Here is a 14,334-nt window from a genome sequence, read left to right on the forward strand (position 1 = left end):
ACTTCGAATAATGCGAAAGCCGGATCCGTTCTCGGGTCCGGCTTTTGTTTTGCGCGTTAGGTAGCCCCATGAAGACCGCTCTCGTCGCCGCCATGCTGGCGCTGTCGCTTCCCGTCATGGCCAAGGCCGCCGAGCCCGCCGCCGTCGGCATCGGGCTGGAGAACTACGCCTATCCCTATCCCTTGGCGTTCCTGCCGCTGGAGCACGGCGGCCATGCGGTGCGCATGGCCTATATGGACGTGGCCCCGACCGGCCCGGCCAACGGCAGGACGGTTCTGCTGCTGCACGGCCGCAACTTCCCCTCCGGCTATTGGGCGCCGACCATCAAGGCGCTGGGCGCCGCCGGCTATCGGGTGGTGGCCCCCGACCAGATCCAGTTCGGCAAGTCGTCCAAGCTCGACGACGTTCCCGTCCGGTTCGATCGCATGGTCGAGGACACCGCCGCCCTGCTGGACCACCTGAAGATCGGCAAGGTCGACGTCGTCGCCCACTCGATGGGCAACCACGTGGGCGTGCGCTGGGCCCTGGCCCACGCCGATCGCACCGGGCGCCTGGTCATGTACGGCCCCGTCGGGCTGGAGGACTACCGCCTCTACACGCCGTCCACGCCGCTGGAGAAGCTGGTCGCCGACGACGAGGCCAAGGGGCCTGACGCCTATCTGAACGAACTGATGACCAGCTACGGCCTGACCTTGCCGCGCGAGGCCATGACGCCCTATGTCGAGCTGCGCGAGGGCCTCAAGCGCTCTGGCGAGTGGCCACGCTATGCCCGCAGCTTCGCAGCCAGCGCCGTCGCCATCCGCGACCAGCCTTATCTGCAGGACCTGCCCAAGGTGTCGGTTCCGGTGCTGATCCTGGCGGGAGATCGCGACGGCACGGCGCCCGGCAAGGGCTACGCCAGGCCCGAGGACAAGCCGAAATTCGGCCATGTGCTGGCCCGCGCCCAGGCCCTGGCCCCCACGATGAAGAACGCTCGGGTCGAGGCCTTCGACGCCGGCCACCTGCTGCACCTGGAGCGCACCGAGCGGTTCAACGCCGCCGTCCTGGCCTTCCTCGGCGAAGGCCGGTAGAGCTTCCCTTCGAAGTTGAACGAAAGGGAAGTCGATGAAGACGTCGATGCCGCTCCTGCTGGCCGCCGCCATGGCGCTGGCGCCCGCCGCCGCCCTGGCCGCCTCCAAGCCGATCCATGCCGACGGCATGACCGGTCCCGAGGTGGTCAAGTGGTTGCAGGACGCCGGCTACAAGGCCGAGCTGCTGACCGACAAGACCGGCGACCCGCACATCAAGAGCGCGGCCAACGGGGTCAATTTCGACATCTATTTCTATGACTGCACGGCCAAGCCGCGCTGCAAGGCGATCCAGTTCTCGGCCGGCTTCGACATGAAGACCCCGCTCTCGGCCGGCAAGATCAACGAGTGGAACCGCGATAACCGCTACCTGAAGGCCTATATCGACGACGATGGCGACCCCTACGTCCAGTACGACGTCAACCTGAACGCCGGCCGCACCACCGACGTCCTGGACGACGACTTCGGCGTCTGGACCTCGATGATCGACGATTTCACCAAGTTCATCGGCTGGTGACGGCCGCGGGTCACGGGGGTAAACCCGCCCCCATGATCCATGCCGTTCCAAGCGTCATGGGCGTGGTCAATGTCACGCCCGACAGCTTCTCTGACGGCGGCCGGTTCTTCGATCCCGCCGCCGCCCTGTCCCACGCCCGCCGGCTGATCGACGACGGCGCGGCCATTCTCGACATCGGCGGGGAGAGCACGCGGCCGGGTTCGGACCCGGTCTCCGAGGCTGACGAGATCGCCCGGACCGTTCCGCTGATCCGCGCCATCCGCGCCGAGAGCGACGTGACGATCTCGATCGACACCATGAAGCCGGGCGTCGCCCGCGCCGCCGTCGCGGCCGGGGCCGACATCTGGAACGACGTGGCGGCCCTGCGTTTCGCCCCCGACGCCCCCGAGGTCGCCGCCGAGCTGGGCTGCGAAGTGATCCTGATGCACATGCGCGGCGAGCCGGGCACCATGCAGGACGAGCCGCGCTATGACGACGTCGTGGCCGAGGTCGAGGCCTTCCTGCTGGCCCGGGCCCTGACCGCCATGGCCGCGGGGGTCGAGCGCGAGAAGATCTGGCTCGACCCGGGCATCGGCTTCGGCAAGACTCTGGAGCACAACCTGGCCCTGCTGGCCGCCCTCCCGCGCTTCGTGGGGCTGGGCTATCGCGTGCTGCTGGGCGCCAGCCGCAAGCGCTTCATCGCCGCCATCGATCCGCGCGCCCAGGACGCCCGCGACCGCCTGGGCGGCTCGCTGGCCGTCCATCTGCACGGCGCGGCCTGCGGCGTGGAATCTGTGCGCGTCCACGACGTGCGCGAGATGAGCCAGGCGCTGGCGGTGTGGAAGGCGATCGGGGCGGCGGAACGCTGAATCCTCCGGCCTCCCGACGGCTCGTCACGGGTTCTGCTTTCCATAGGCCAAGCGGACCACGACCCAGCCAACGATCGCGCCGGCCATGCCGAAGAGGGCGACGGCTTGGACGATGTTCCAGATGCTCGGCTCGGGGGTGACGACCAGGATCGGCGTGAGGATCCAAAAGGCTGCCACGACAGCGCCCGACACGATCGCGCCCGCGATCGCACCGGTGCGGCGGGTCCGTAGGCGGCGCCTGTGCAGGACCACGCCCAACGGAAGGCCGAAGACCACCAGGCCAAGGCCCCAGCCGCAGGCGACGAATAGAAGGATGGGGCTCGGCAGGATCAGTATCGCTTCGAACTGACCCATGAGCACGGCCTCAACGAGGACCCAGGCGGCATGAAGCCCCGCGCCGGTGATCGAGCCCGCCAGCAGGGCGGCGACGATCTGGAGGGAGCTGGTTTGCGGCAGGGGGCGAGTGAAGTCGCGCATGACCGTTTCTCAATTAATAGGCGATTCCTTAAATACCTCATCGCTAATTTGCAAGTGATTAGCGAACAGCTTAAATTCGGCATATGCAACGCGTGTTCGAAGCCCTGTCGTCGACGGTCCGACGCAAGATCCTGGCCTATCTGGCCCATGCCGACCTGACGGCGGGCGAGATCGCCTCGCGTTTCGAGATCTCCAAGCCGGCGGTGTCGCAGCATCTGTCGATCCTGGAGGCGGCGGGGCTGGTGACCAGCGAGAAGCGCGGCCAGTACGTGCACTACAGCCTGGTGCGCGACAGCCTGGTCAACACACTGACCGAGTTCGTCCAGGAGGTCTGTCCGGTCGCCAAGCCGTTGAGGGCCGAGAGCGCCCGCCTGAAGGCCGACCGCGACGGCGAGTGATCGGCAACGACGTCGGCCAGCCGACGTTATAGGCTCATCGAACCTTCGCTTTTCGGGGAGCTCGCCAATGATCCGTCCGTTGTTCGTCGCCGGCCTGGCCGTCCTGGCCCTGGCCGCCTGCGAGAAGAAGACCGAGGCGCCCAAGCCCGCGCCGACGCCCGACAACCTGGCCCAGAGCCCGGCGCCGCCGGCCGCGCCCGCCGCCACTGAGGCCAAGCAGATCGTCTATGCCTGCGCCGACGGCAGCGTGCTGAAGGCGACCTATCCCGACGACAAGACCGCCGTGGTCGAATACGGCGACAAGACCCGCACCCTGACCGTGGCCATGTCGGCCAGCGGGGCGCGCTATGTGGGCGATGGCCTGCAATGGTGGACCAAGGGCATGACCGAAGGGATGGTCGCGCCGCTCAAGGACGGCGAAGACGTCGCCAGCGCCAAGCCGGTCGAATGCATGGCCCCGTCCGACGCGGGGAAGTAGGGGCGCTGCCAACGCTTCTCCCTTCCCCCTTGATGGGGGAAGGGCCGGGGATGGGGGTGACTGCTGAGCTGGCGGCGGCGCCAGGCGTATACCGCCGTGACCACCCCCACCCCTGCCCCTCCCCCATCAAGGGGGAGGGAAGGCGGAAAGTTCTTCGCCCCCGCCTGGGAGATAGCTCTAAAGCAGCGTCCGCTGGGCCGGCTCCACGGCCACCGCCGGCGCCGCGTCGCTGCGACGGCGCAGTTCGGTCTCGGCGCTGAAGCGCACGTCGGGGTCGCGGTCCTGGGCCAGCAGGCGCAGCGCCTCGTCGCCGAGCTGGGGCCAGGGCTTGCCGCGCTCGGGGCCCTTGGGCGCGCGGGGCAGCAGGCCCGGTTCGGCGCTCCAGGCCAGCAGCTGCTCCAGAGAGGCCTCGCCCAGCATGTCGCGCAGGTGATGGGCGGTGACATAGGCGTCGGGCAGGGCGCGGTGCGCCGGCAGGCCCAGCGCATGGACCAGGCCCCGCGGCATCCGCTGGTAGCGCAGCATCTGGTTGGAGAAGCTGGTCAGGTGCGGCCACAGCCTCAGGGCGCATTTCCAGGTGCAGATCCAGGCCGCCCCGCCCGCCAGGGCCGGCGTGCAGTAGCGCTGCTCGAACGAGGCGCGATGCGCCGCCAGCGCCGCGACGCCGCCTTCGGGTTTCAGTACGCCGGGCGCGGCGTCCTTCCAGAACGGCGCGCCGGCCACCTCTTCGTCGAGGATGTGGTGAACGGCCATGGTTTCCGGCGAGATCGGCCGGCCGGGATTGACCAGCAGGGCGCCGCGGTCCTCGTCGACGCGCCAGGAGCCGCCAGGGTCCTGGACGACGTCCTGCCAGCCGATCTCGCAGACGTCCTGCGGTCCATTGCCGGCGGTCTCGAGGTCGATGACGCGGATGCGTGTCATCACCTGAATATGGGCCCAGGCCGCGTCGAGGCCAAATGGCCCGGCGCCCAAACCTGTCAGCTGACTCGCAGGAAGGCGCGCCCGGCGGCGAAGTCGCCGACCTCGACATAGGCCCGGCGCACGGTCTCGCGGCCGTCGCGGCCCTGGATGACGAACTCCACCGTCATGGCCTCGCGCGGGTCGAGCCGGGCGATGGCGTCGCCGGCCTCGCGCGGGAAGCGGAAGCCCATGCCGGTCTTGGCGCTGGTCGGCAAAAGGGTGGGAGCGGGGGCGGCGTCGCGGGTCTCGGCCCCGAACACCCGGCTGGCGGCGCGCGGGGCGGCGTTGTCGGCCAGGCCCCCGGCTGCGCGGGCCTTCAGATAGGGACCTTGCGTGCGGGCCGGATCGCGCATGACCAGCCTGGCGGTGTAGGGGCGCGCGCCGTCGGCGAAGGTCGCCACGGCCAGCAGTTCGGTGTTGCGGCCGGCCAGGCCGAACACCAGGCGGTCGCCGCCGAAGCTGGCCGCCTGCGACAGCCGCCAGAACGGGATGGTCGCCGAGCTGGCGCGGTCGGCCTGCCAGCTGGCTCGGTCGCCCGGATAGTTCATCCGCTGCAACAGGGCGTAGCCCTCGAAGGCCTTGCGCACGCGGCCGGCGGCGGTGGTCAGGTCCTTGGAGCCGCAGGGTACGGAGGCGGCCTTGGCGTGGGCCCGTTGCTGCACGCCGTCCAGCTGATCGGCGCTGGCGCCGGCGCGCAGGGCCGCGCCCCGGGCCTGGGCCCTGCCGGCGTCGAGGGCGCCCGACAGCGACGGGCTGAACAGGCCGCAGCGCGCGCCGGCGGCGCTCATCAGGCTGCGTTCGTAGAAAACGTCGGAGGGGGTGGCCGTCGCCGTCTGGGCCGCGCCGAGCACGGCTGTGGCGACGAGCGTCGCCGCCAGGCGCCGCTTTCGCGGGACGGAGGTCTTCACGGTGGCCATTTTCTCGTATTCTGCGAGAGAGGATATTCGAGCGGACCTTAGCCGCTCCTGGTTGCGGTTCGGTTAGCAATGCTTCTTTCGACGGATCTCTGGGTGGGCGCGCTGATCCGCCGCGCCGAGCTGGGCGGGGCCTTCGCCATGGTCGTGCGCAAGGGCGACGCCCGGGCGGGCGCGGTGCTGGTCAAGGTGGTCGACCGCAAGGCCGGCACGGTGCGGCTCTACAGCGAGGCCACGCGCGGCGACGGCGAGCGGGTGTGGATGCAGCCCACCAAGTCGGACTTCGAGCCCGACCTGGACGCCTATGCCGAGCGCGCCGCCCGCATCGACCCCGATGTCTGGGTGGTGGAGATCGAGGATCGCGAAGGCCGCCATTTCCTGACCGAAGCGGTCGAGGGCTGAGCGGGCGCCGGGGACGACGGGCCGCAGGGCGTTCGTGCAACGATCCACAGCATTAACCCTGCCGCTAAACCAGACCGAAAGTAGAGCGCGGCAGGATGTCGCAGGTCTCTCAAGCAGCCCCCGTCATCCGCCCATGCTCTTCCTGATGAACGACGTCGTGCTCAGCCTGGACGCCGTCGAACTGTCGCCGCCGATGACGCGCGACCGTTTCGCGGCCCTGTCGCTGAACTTCGTCGCCGAGCTGGGCAAGGAGCTCTATGCCGAGGAGCCGCTGCTGCACCATAAGCAGGTGGAGAAGGCCAAGCGCCTGGCCGCCCTGATCATCGCCAAGGCCCCGGAGATCAATGCGGCGCTGTTCGTCGCGCCGGCGCGCGGCTGCCTGATCGAGCAGGTGCAGGTGCGCTACGCCCAGATCGGCCTGGAGGTCATGGGCGCGCTGCATCAGCGTCAGAAGGCGGGCCAACTGACCAATCTCGAGGCCGATCGCCAGGTCTGGCGCCGGCTGGCGGCCTGACGTCGCCGGCGGCCCGCTACATCAGCAGGCCGGCCACGATGTTCAGGACGAGGGCTATCACCACCAATCCAGCGATGACCGTACCCAGGCAGAGCGCGCTCTGCCCCAGGGGACGACGACGGATGTGATCGCGAGGGTCTTCGGCCAGGGCCATGTCGTTTCCTCCGTCGCCCCGACGGCTCTCGGGGGCCGAACGTCGGCGACACGGTGAGCATGACTCCAATTCCCCAGGTTGAATAGGGTCTTTCGAACGCCTGTTCGTCGGGCTTCGGAGCATTTTGCTTCGGGGCGAAGCTGGACCTTGCCCGAGGCCTGGATGTCCGGCAAAGCTCAACGTGTAATTGTGCAGGGGGCGAGCTTGGTATCGCGGGCTTTCGGGGTCGGTCTGGTCATGGCGGCGGCTCTGGGGGCCTGGGCTCCGGCCTGGGCCCAGGGCGGGGGCTCGGCGCCCGCTGCGCCCGCTGTCCAGGCCGACGCGCCCGGCCGCTGGATCCGCGGCGAGAGCGAGCACTTCATCGTCTATTCCGACCGCAGCGAGGCCCTGGTCCGTCGCTATGTGACGATGCTGGAGGACTTCGACGCGGTCCTGCGGCGGCTGCACGGCAAGACCGAGGCCGAGACCCCACGCAAGCTGCCGCTGTACCTGCTGGGCGACACCCGCCAGCTTCGGCGGGTGATCCCGGGCGCCGACGAGCGCCTGCGGGGCATCTACATGACCGGCGTCGAGGACATCTTCGTCCTGGCCATTCGCGGCGACGACAATCTCAGCGACCGCACCAACGGCGACGACACGGTGCTGCACGAATACACCCACCACTTCATGATGCAGTATTTCCCGGACGCCTATCCGGGCTGGCTCGTCGAGGGGCTGGCCGAGTATTACAAGACCATCGACCTGCAGATGAAGCGGGTGCGGATCGGCGATTTCAGCCGCGGGCGGGCCGTCTCGCTGCTGAACGAGAAGTGGCTGCCGATGTCGGACATCCTGTCCAAGCGCGCCACGCAGTTCGATCGCGACGACGCCCTGACCTTCTACGCCCAGTCCTGGCTTTTGACCCACTACATCTGGAGCGACCGCGAGCGCCGCAAGAAGCTGCAGGACTATCTGGAGCTGGTGCGCGATCACCAGGACCCCATGGCCAGCTGGACCAAGCTCTACGGCCAGGACTCGGCGGCGCTGGAGAAGGCGCTGCGCGGCTACATGAAGTCGCTGCCCGTGCTCGACATCGCGCGCGAGCCGCCCAAGCCGCAGATCGCCTTCACCCGGCTGCCGGCCGGCGCCGACGACCTGATCCTGGAGGTCCAGCGCCTGAAGAGCGGCGTGGCCAAGGCCGAGGCGCCGGCCTTGCTGGCCCAGTTCCAGCAGACGGTGGCCAAGCGTCCCGGCGAGTTCTACAGCCGCCTGGCCCTTGCCCGGGCCGAGATCGACCTGGGCGACCGCGCAAAGGGCGAGGCGATCCTCAAGACCCTGCTGGACGAGCGGCCCAGCGACCTGGAGGCCCTGCAGGTCATGGCCTACAGCCGGCTGGAGACTGCCCGGCGGATGGCTCGCGTTCCGGCCGACCGCGAAAAGGCCAAGGTCGTCTATGCCGACGCTGCGACCTATCTGGGCCGCGCCCACAAGCTCGACGACGACAACTACCTGACGCTCTACGGCTACGCCGAGACCAAGTCGATGGACCGCGAGCCGTCGCAGAACACCCTCAACGTCGTCTTCCGGGCGGCCACGATCGCGCCGCAGAACCCGGCCATCCGCACCAACGCCGCGCGCCTGTTCATCCGCGCCAAGCAGTACGAGATCGCCCGTGAACTGCTGGAGCCGGTGGCCGGCAACCCGCACGGCGGGCCGCAGGCCAGGCGCGCCACCCAGCTTCTGTCGACGCTCGAGGGCAAGGCCGACGGCGAGGCGTTGAAGCCCGCCACCGCCGCCGCCGCTTCGGGGGAAGGTGACAAGGACGCGCCGGGGGGGTAGTTGCGCGGGATGAGCACCTCTCCCGCCGCTGAAGCCGCCCGTCGGCGCACCTTCGCCATCATCAGCCACCCCGACGCCGGCAAGACCACGCTGACGGAAAACCTGCTGCTGGCCGGCGGGGCGATCCGCGCGGCCGGCGCCGTGCGTGCGCGCGGCCAGGCCCGCCGCACCCAGTCGGACTGGATGAAGATCGAGCGCGAGCGCGGGATCTCGGTGTCGGCCTCGGTGATGACGTTCGACCACGACGGTCTGATGTTCAACCTGCTCGACACCCCGGGCCACGAGGACTTCTCGGAAGACACTTACCGCACCCTGACCGCCGCCGACGCGGCCGTCATGGTGCTGGACGCCGCCAAGGGCATCGAGCCCCAGACCCTGAAGCTGTTCGAGGTGTGCCGCCTGCGCGACATCCCGATCATCACCTTCATCAACAAGATGGACCGCGAGGCCCAGGATCCGTTCGAGCTGCTCGACGAGGTGTCGTCCAAGCTGGCCCTGGATCCGGCGCCGCTCTACTGGCCGGCCGGCTCGGGCGGGCGCTTCAAGGGCATGCTCGACCTGCGCAGCCAGCAGTTCATCCCCTACGCCAAGAAGAGCTCGACCGACGAGGAGGGCCATCCCGACCCCGTCGCCTTCAACGGCAACGCTATCGTCCAGTACCTCGACCCCGAAGAGCGCTCGGAACTGGAGGACAACGCCATGCTGGTCACCGAGGCCGGCAAGCCGTTCGACGTGCAGTCGTTCCTCGAAGGCCACATGACGCCGGTGTTCTTCGGCTCGGCCCTGCGCCACTTCGGCGTCGACCAGCTCTTGGCCGGCATCGGCGCCTATGCGCCCGCGCCCAAGCCGGCCAAGGCCAGCAAGGCCGGCGCCGAGACCCACGTCGCCCCCGGCGACAGCGAGGTCTCGGGCTTCGTGTTCAAGGTCCAGGCCAACATGGACCCCAATCACCGCGACCGGATCGCCTTCCTGCGCCTGACCAGCGGCCGCTTCACCCGCGGCATGAAGCTGAAGGCCCAGAACACCGGCAAGGCCATGAGCGTCAACGCGCCGATCATGTTCTTCGCCTCCGACCGCGAACTGGCCGAAGACGCCTTCGCCGGCGACGTGATCGGCATCCCCAACCACGGCGTGCTGCGCGTGGGCGATAGCCTGTCGGAGACCGGCGCCCTGCGCTTTGCCGGCCTGCCCAACTTCGCCCCGGAAATCCTGCGCCGCGTGCGCGTGAAGGATCCGCTGAAGGCCAAGCACCTGAAGAAGGCGCTGGAAGGCCTGGCCGAGGAGGGCGTCACCCAGCTGTTCCGGCCGATGATCGGCTCCGACTTCATCGTCGGCGCCGTGGGCCAGCTGCAGTTCGAGGTCATGGCCGACCGCCTGGCCAACGAATACCAGCTGGACTGCATCTTCGAGAACAGCCCCTACGCCGAGGCCCGCTGGCTGGTCGGCGATCGCGCCGACGTCGAGGACTTCGAGAACAAGCACAAGTCGGCCATGGGCCGCGACATCGACGAGCAGCCGGTGTTCCTGGGCAAGAGCGGCTGGGAGATCAACTACGTCGCCGAACGCTATCCGAAGGTGCGCTTCGAGCGGACGAAGGAGCGCGGCTAGCCCGGACCGGTCTCGGCCGCCTTCAGGCGCTGGTAGACGGTCTGGATCTCCGGATCGGTCGGCGAGATGGCGTAGGCCTTGGCCGCCGCGCGGCGGGCCTCGACCAGGTCGGGCGGGGCGCCGCCCTTGCGCTCGAAGCGGTCGATCCAGGCCGCCGCCTCCACCGTCGCCAGCATGGCGATCTCGGTCTGCGAGGCGGCCGCCTTGGAGCGCCAGAAGTCCCGCGCGGTCTCGATCGCCCGGTTGGGATGGCCGCCCTGGCGCTGGAACCAGGCCAGGTGCAGGGCGATGTCCGACCACGGCGCGCCGCACGAATTGGCCAGTTCGCGCCACGACTGGGCCAGCTGGGCGCCCTGGCGATGCAGCTCGTTCCGCTTCAGCGCCCGCACCCACGGGCCGCGCAGGGCGCGTTCGGGCAGCTTGCCCGCGCGCCGGGCCATCTCGGCCGCGTGGACGGCTTCGAGGTCGGCCACCGAGGCGAACGGCCGGGGATACTCCGCGCCGAGCTCCTCGCGCATCGTCTGGTGGGCGCGCTCCTGCGGCGAGACGGCGGCCCTGACCGCCGCGACGGCCGGATGATCGGGCGCGGGCGCCACCAGCAGGCCGTCGGGCAGTCGTCCGAACGGGAACCGCATGCGTCCCCTTTGTCCGCCGCAGACCAGCGCCTGGCGGGAAAGATCGACCTCGAGGATCGGCAGGGGCTCGTCGCTCTCGCCGTCGTCCAGCGCGCAGCCGGCCAGCAGAGCCGGATCGGCCGCGTCACTCTTCAACCAGCGTTGCAGCAGGCGTCCGTCGATCTCCACTTCACTCACGCTATGGTCTCCGGGCGTCACGGGGCGGGGCTTGGCCCGTGCAGATATGGGCTGGGGCCGGCCGCGTCGACCCTCAGCGGCGGATCCTCGTCGCGTCGGCCCAACCAACGATCCGTCTCGCCGATCTCCGTCGCCCCGCGCGCCGTAGCGTCAGGTCGAAGGCTCTCGCCCTGGTGGAATCGTCATAGGGTCCGGCTCCTCAAATCCCGAGGGCCTTGATGCATCGTTCGTTTCTCTTGGCGGCCTGCGCCGCGATGGCGGTTCTTGCCCAGCCGGCGGCGGCGCAGGGGCCCGTTCCGCCGATGGACGAGTTCCGCGCCGACATGAAGGTGCGCCTGCGCGAGCGCATGCTGAGCACGGAGATCGTCGCGGCCTATGTGCAGGCCAATCCCGCCGAATACGAGGCGTTCGAGAAGAAGGCCCTCGACGGCATGTTCGCGCCAACGCCTGACATCGCGGCGACGAAGGCCCTGATCGCGGACTTCAGCAGCAAGGTTCACAAGGCGGCCAGCGAGGTGGGCCGCAAGGCGCCGGACGCCGAGGTCGTGGCCATGGCGCGGGCGCAGCTGGGCGTCATGCGCTTCGCCGCCCAGACCAACTACGCCGTCTGCTACGAGTATCATGAGAACAAGGGCCTGAAGGTCGAAACCGCCCTGACGGTAGGTACCTTGCTGCGGGCCGAGATCGAGAAGTCGATCACGGTCCAGGCCCGGGCCATCGCCGCGGCCGAACGCAATCCGACCCAGCGCGCCCGGCCCAGCAATGAGGACGGCCTCAGCGTCATCCGCTCCTACAAGGCGGCCGGAGGCGATCAGGCTTGGCTGACGGCGATGGGCTCCAGCAGCGAGGATAAGCTGACGCCTAAGGAGCGGTGCGAGGGCGCCCTGACGTGGTTGGAGGCGATCATCGCCCAGCCCGCCCCGGTCGCCGCCCGCGTCTTCCAGGGCAGCTAGGGCCTCACGCCTTCTTCAGCCCGTAGTCCCGCGCCATCTGGCGGTAGAGCTCCATGAAGGCGTTGGCGTCGTAGCGGCCGCCGTGCTCGGTCTTCTCCGGCTCGGGCGGCGGGGCGCCGGCGATGTGGGCGCCGGGGGCCTCGGCGGCGTTGATGCCTTGCGACAGCAGGTTGGGGCGCGGACCTTCGCCGGCGTTCTTGCCGTCCTGGTCGAAGATCGCCTCCTGGTGCCGGGTGGGCTCCCAGATGAACGTGCCCCAGCCGCGCTGGCCCGGCGCGTCGAACACCAGGTCGTTCACGTAGCGCTTCCGGCTGGAATATTCGGCCACGTAGAAGCCGTGGTCGCGGTAGCGCTCGCCGAAGCGGGCGAAGGTGTTGGCCCAGTCGCCCTCGGCCGCCTGCTGGTAGCAGGAGAAGCCGGTGGCGTCGAAACGCACGCCGCGCGCCAGCAGGCTGTCCATCCAGTGGCTGACGATCGTCCAGTGGCGGCCCAGGTGGTTGTGCAGGCTGGTCTTCACGCCGGGCACGGCCTCGCGCGAGGCGTCCAGGCCAGCGCTGAGCAGGCGGGCCAGCTTGTCGAAGCCGCCGGCGTCGGGAACGTTCAGGTGAACCGCGTCGGTGGCCGGGTTGCCGGTGGGAACCGGCAGCGGCACACGGCCGTCGGGCCAGAGCATGCCGAAGGTGATCTCGTTGCCGATCACCACCATGTCGGGCTTGGCGCCGGCCTTCATCAGGGCGCCCAGCACCTGGCAGGTGTGGTCGCCGACCGCCTTGACCAGGGCGTCGAACGAAAGGTCCTTCCAGGCGGCTGGCTTGCCCTGCTTCTGCGGGTCGGCCCAGGTGTCGCTGTAGTGGAAGCTGATCGTCAGGTGCATGCCGGCGGCCTTGATCCGTTTGGCCATGGCGACGGTCTGGGCCAGGCCCGCCCACGGGTCGGTCTTGCGCGTCTCCGAGTAGCCGTTCTCGGGATTGACGAAGACGCGGATCTTGATGGCGTTGAAGCCCGCCTCGCCCAGGATCGCCAGGATGTCCTGCCGGCGCCCGTTGGCAAAGAACTGCGCGCCGTCGGCCTCGTCCTGCGGGATCCAGGTGACGTCGGCGCCCAGCAGGAACGGACCGGGGCGGGCGCCCGGAGTTGCGGCCAGGGCCATCGGCGCGGCCGAGAGCAGGGGCAGGGCGGTCAGGCCCGCGGCGAAGGCGCGGCGGTCGAGGCTCATCGGCGGCTTCCTCCAAGGACCGCTACGCTGGCGGTCTCATTATTTGAGATATCGTTTCAATATGTATCCTAACGGCAATGCGCGCCAAAAGGGAAGGGCGCATCGGGCTGGCGGAGGCCTCGCCAGCCGCTATAGGGAGGAACGTTCGCAACCGGAGCCGTTCCCGCATGACCCGCCAGCTCGCCATCGGCCTCGTGGCCCACGACGACAAGAAGGCCGACCTCGTGGCGTGGGCCAAGGCCAATGCGGCGTTCCTGGAGAAGAGCATCCTGTACGGCACCGGCACCACCGGCGGCCGGGTGCTGGAGGCGCTGCCGCAGCTGCAGCTGACCCGCCTCAAGAGCGGTCCCCTGGGCGGCGACCAGCAGCTGGGCGCGATGATCGCCGAAGGGCGCCTGGATATCCTGATCTTCTTCGTCGACCCGCTGTCGCCGCAGCCGCACGACGTCGACGTCAAGGCGCTGATCCGCCTCGCGACCCTGGCCGACATCCCGTTCGCCTGTAACCCGGCCACGGCGACGCTGGTGGTGAAGGGGTTGGGGTAAAAAAGATCCTCCCCCTGAAGGGGGAGGTGGCCCGAAGGGGCGGCGGGGGAAGTTCCTACTGACGTCGAGGCGCCCGCTGGCTCGCAGGCCACGTCCCCTCCGTCGGCTTCGCCGACACCTCCCCCTTCAGGGGGAGGACCCTCAGGCGGGAAACTTCATCAAGTTCGGCTTCGGAATGGCGGCCTTGAAGCTGCCGCGGCTCTTGGACGTGTCCTGGCCGAACTCGGCCCAGGCGGCCACGAAGCCGGTCTGCGGCGCGCTGGCCGCCAGCGGAACCAAATTCAGCGAGGATCGCGCGGCGACCAGGGCGCGGGCGGCCGCCCAGGCTTCCGGTTCGGCCGTGGCGTAGGCGCCGTCGGCGGTCACCAGTTCGCCGGCCAGGGCCGGATCGGCGAAGCGCAGGGTCACGGCCGTGTCGGCCGGGAGGTCCGACAGGCTGGCCAGCGCCTCGATCAGGGCCGACAGGCTCATCTTCGCCAGAGACGTCCGCCGCTCGCCGCCAGCGGCGCCCTTGATCGCGGCCGCGCCCGACTCGCCGTCCAGCTTCCGTACGAACGCCCAGCCGCCATAGCCGGGATCCTGCTTGCAGAGGGCGGCGGTCCAGAGGGTCACGGCGGGGCTGGTCATGGCCGCTTCCTAGCGCCTGGCGGGCT

Annotated in this window: 18 protein-coding genes; 11 read left to right on the top strand and 7 right to left on the bottom strand. The window is 69.5% G+C overall.

Features of this window, described 5'->3' with window-relative positions; translation table 11 throughout:
- The first annotated feature begins 68 nt into the window (after positions 1-68).
- From ACODR1_RS05175 to folP, 3 genes are read left to right on the top strand one after another with little or no spacing between them, the layout of a single operon-like run.
- Complete coding sequence (locus tag ACODR1_RS05175) at positions 69-1,070, top strand: alpha/beta fold hydrolase (protein ID WP_488879492.1); 1,002 nt, start codon at positions 69-71, stop codon at positions 1,068-1,070.
- A gap of 34 nt (positions 1,071-1,104) precedes the next feature.
- Entirely contained in the window at positions 1,105-1,584 is a 480-nt protein-coding gene (locus ACODR1_RS05180) for a YbjN domain-containing protein (RefSeq protein ID WP_488879493.1), read from the top strand.
- Between the two features lie 32 nt (positions 1,585-1,616).
- On the top strand, positions 1,617-2,432 hold the full coding sequence (gene folP / locus ACODR1_RS05185; protein WP_488879494.1) for a dihydropteroate synthase: 816 nt from the start codon (positions 1,617-1,619) through the stop codon (positions 2,430-2,432).
- Between the two features lie 24 nt (positions 2,433-2,456).
- On the opposite strand, the gene ACODR1_RS05190 is transcribed toward folP, so the two are convergent.
- The gene (locus ACODR1_RS05190) at positions 2,457-2,909 is read right to left on the bottom strand and encodes a hypothetical protein (protein ID WP_488879495.1); all 453 of its coding nucleotides are present in this window, start codon (positions 2,907-2,909) and stop codon (positions 2,457-2,459) included.
- Positions 2,910-2,992: 83 nt separating this feature from the next.
- Between ACODR1_RS05190 and ACODR1_RS05195 the strand changes: the two genes are divergently transcribed.
- Both ACODR1_RS05195 and ACODR1_RS05200 read left to right on the top strand, forming a co-directional pair.
- Complete coding sequence (locus ACODR1_RS05195) at positions 2,993-3,307, top strand: metalloregulator ArsR/SmtB family transcription factor (protein ID WP_488879496.1); 315 nt, start codon at positions 2,993-2,995, stop codon at positions 3,305-3,307.
- A gap of 67 nt (positions 3,308-3,374) precedes the next feature.
- Entirely contained in the window at positions 3,375-3,785 is a 411-nt protein-coding gene (locus ACODR1_RS05200; RefSeq protein ID WP_488879497.1) for an MliC family protein, read from the top strand.
- Between the two features lie 177 nt (positions 3,786-3,962).
- On the opposite strand, the gene ACODR1_RS05205 is transcribed toward ACODR1_RS05200, so the two are convergent.
- Both ACODR1_RS05205 and ACODR1_RS05210 read right to left on the bottom strand, forming a co-directional pair.
- Positions 3,963-4,706 (bottom strand): DNA polymerase III subunit epsilon, encoded by a 744-nt coding sequence (locus tag ACODR1_RS05205; RefSeq protein ID WP_488879498.1) that lies wholly within the window; start codon positions 4,704-4,706, stop codon positions 3,963-3,965.
- A 56-nt stretch (positions 4,707-4,762) separates the two neighbouring features.
- Entirely contained in the window at positions 4,763-5,662 is a 900-nt protein-coding gene (locus tag ACODR1_RS05210) for a hypothetical protein (protein WP_488879499.1), read from the bottom strand.
- A 69-nt stretch (positions 5,663-5,731) separates the two neighbouring features.
- On the opposite strand from ACODR1_RS05210, the gene ACODR1_RS05215 reads away from it, so the two are divergent.
- Together ACODR1_RS05215 and ACODR1_RS05220 are read left to right on the top strand one after the other, a co-directional pair.
- Positions 5,732-6,061: a DUF1491 family protein gene (locus ACODR1_RS05215; RefSeq protein ID WP_109100886.1), complete on the top strand. Its 330-nt coding sequence runs from the start codon at positions 5,732-5,734 to the stop codon at positions 6,059-6,061.
- 133 nt (positions 6,062-6,194) lie between these two features.
- The gene (locus ACODR1_RS05220) at positions 6,195-6,575 is read left to right on the top strand and encodes a hypothetical protein (protein ID WP_488879500.1); all 381 of its coding nucleotides are present in this window, start codon (positions 6,195-6,197) and stop codon (positions 6,573-6,575) included.
- A 16-nt stretch (positions 6,576-6,591) separates the two neighbouring features.
- On the opposite strand, the gene ACODR1_RS05225 is transcribed toward ACODR1_RS05220, so the two are convergent.
- Positions 6,592-6,729, bottom strand: coding sequence for a hypothetical protein (locus ACODR1_RS05225; protein WP_154112379.1), 138 nt, complete (start codon positions 6,727-6,729; stop codon positions 6,592-6,594).
- Positions 6,730-6,933: 204 nt separating this feature from the next.
- Between ACODR1_RS05225 and ACODR1_RS05230 the strand changes: the two genes are divergently transcribed.
- Entirely contained in the window at positions 6,934-8,547 is a 1,614-nt protein-coding gene (locus ACODR1_RS05230; protein ID WP_488879501.1) for a DUF1570 domain-containing protein, read from the top strand.
- A 9-nt stretch (positions 8,548-8,556) separates the two neighbouring features.
- On the top strand, positions 8,557-10,155 hold the full coding sequence (locus ACODR1_RS05235; RefSeq protein ID WP_488879502.1) for a peptide chain release factor 3: 1,599 nt from the start codon (positions 8,557-8,559) through the stop codon (positions 10,153-10,155).
- On the opposite strand, the gene ACODR1_RS05240 is transcribed toward ACODR1_RS05235, so the two are convergent.
- The gene (locus ACODR1_RS05240; protein ID WP_488879503.1) at positions 10,152-10,967 is read right to left on the bottom strand and encodes a hypothetical protein; all 816 of its coding nucleotides are present in this window, start codon (positions 10,965-10,967) and stop codon (positions 10,152-10,154) included. The genes ACODR1_RS05235 and ACODR1_RS05240 overlap by 4 nt on opposite strands.
- A 218-nt stretch (positions 10,968-11,185) precedes the next feature.
- Here ACODR1_RS05240 and ACODR1_RS05245 point away from each other — a divergent pair, with 218 nt between their 5' ends.
- Positions 11,186-11,920: a hypothetical protein gene (locus tag ACODR1_RS05245; RefSeq protein ID WP_488879504.1), complete on the top strand. Its 735-nt coding sequence runs from the start codon at positions 11,186-11,188 to the stop codon at positions 11,918-11,920.
- Positions 11,921-11,924: 4 nt separating this feature from the next.
- Here ACODR1_RS05245 and ACODR1_RS05250 read toward each other — a convergent pair whose 3' ends face one another.
- Positions 11,925-13,136: a glycosyl hydrolase 53 family protein gene (locus ACODR1_RS05250; RefSeq protein ID WP_488879505.1), complete on the bottom strand. Its 1,212-nt coding sequence runs from the start codon at positions 13,134-13,136 to the stop codon at positions 11,925-11,927.
- A gap of 167 nt (positions 13,137-13,303) precedes the next feature.
- On the opposite strand from ACODR1_RS05250, the gene ACODR1_RS05255 reads away from it, so the two are divergent.
- Positions 13,304-13,681, top strand: coding sequence for a methylglyoxal synthase (locus ACODR1_RS05255; RefSeq protein ID WP_101720132.1), 378 nt, complete (start codon positions 13,304-13,306; stop codon positions 13,679-13,681).
- 141 nt (positions 13,682-13,822) lie between these two features.
- Here the strand turns inward: ACODR1_RS05255 and ACODR1_RS05260 are convergent, their stop codons facing one another.
- Positions 13,823-14,308, bottom strand: coding sequence for a ribonuclease H (locus tag ACODR1_RS05260; protein ID WP_488879506.1), 486 nt, complete (start codon positions 14,306-14,308; stop codon positions 13,823-13,825).
- Positions 14,309-14,334: the final 26 nt, after the last annotated feature.

It is taken from the genome of Caulobacter sp. FG7 (assembly GCF_057808875.1).

Coding starts and splice junctions, on each gene's coding strand:
- ACODR1_RS05235 (WP_488879502.1), top strand. CDS start 8,557: ATGAGCACCTCTCCCGCCGCTGAAGCCGCCCGTCGGCGCACCTTCGCC.
- ACODR1_RS05205 (WP_488879498.1), bottom strand. CDS start 4,706: ATGACACGCATCCGCGTCATCGACCTCGAGACCGCCGGCAATGGACCG.
- ACODR1_RS05260 (WP_488879506.1), bottom strand. CDS start 14,308: ATGACCAGCCCCGCCGTGACCCTCTGGACCGCCGCCCTCTGCAAGCAG.
- ACODR1_RS05210 (WP_488879499.1), bottom strand. CDS start 5,662: ATGGCCACCGTGAAGACCTCCGTCCCGCGAAAGCGGCGCCTGGCGGCG.
- ACODR1_RS05200 (WP_488879497.1), top strand. CDS start 3,375: ATGATCCGTCCGTTGTTCGTCGCCGGCCTGGCCGTCCTGGCCCTGGCC.
- ACODR1_RS05190 (WP_488879495.1), bottom strand. CDS start 2,909: ATGCGCGACTTCACTCGCCCCCTGCCGCAAACCAGCTCCCTCCAGATC.
- folP (WP_488879494.1), top strand. CDS start 1,617: ATGATCCATGCCGTTCCAAGCGTCATGGGCGTGGTCAATGTCACGCCC.
- ACODR1_RS05175 (WP_488879492.1), top strand. CDS start 69: ATGAAGACCGCTCTCGTCGCCGCCATGCTGGCGCTGTCGCTTCCCGTC.
- ACODR1_RS05215 (WP_109100886.1), top strand. CDS start 5,732: ATGCTTCTTTCGACGGATCTCTGGGTGGGCGCGCTGATCCGCCGCGCC.
- ACODR1_RS05225 (WP_154112379.1), bottom strand. CDS start 6,729: ATGGCCCTGGCCGAAGACCCTCGCGATCACATCCGTCGTCGTCCCCTG.
- ACODR1_RS05195 (WP_488879496.1), top strand. CDS start 2,993: ATGCAACGCGTGTTCGAAGCCCTGTCGTCGACGGTCCGACGCAAGATC.
- ACODR1_RS05245 (WP_488879504.1), top strand. CDS start 11,186: ATGCATCGTTCGTTTCTCTTGGCGGCCTGCGCCGCGATGGCGGTTCTT.
- ACODR1_RS05250 (WP_488879505.1), bottom strand. CDS start 13,136: ATGAGCCTCGACCGCCGCGCCTTCGCCGCGGGCCTGACCGCCCTGCCC.
- ACODR1_RS05255 (WP_101720132.1), top strand. CDS start 13,304: ATGACCCGCCAGCTCGCCATCGGCCTCGTGGCCCACGACGACAAGAAG.
- ACODR1_RS05180 (WP_488879493.1), top strand. CDS start 1,105: ATGAAGACGTCGATGCCGCTCCTGCTGGCCGCCGCCATGGCGCTGGCG.
- ACODR1_RS05220 (WP_488879500.1), top strand. CDS start 6,195: ATGCTCTTCCTGATGAACGACGTCGTGCTCAGCCTGGACGCCGTCGAA.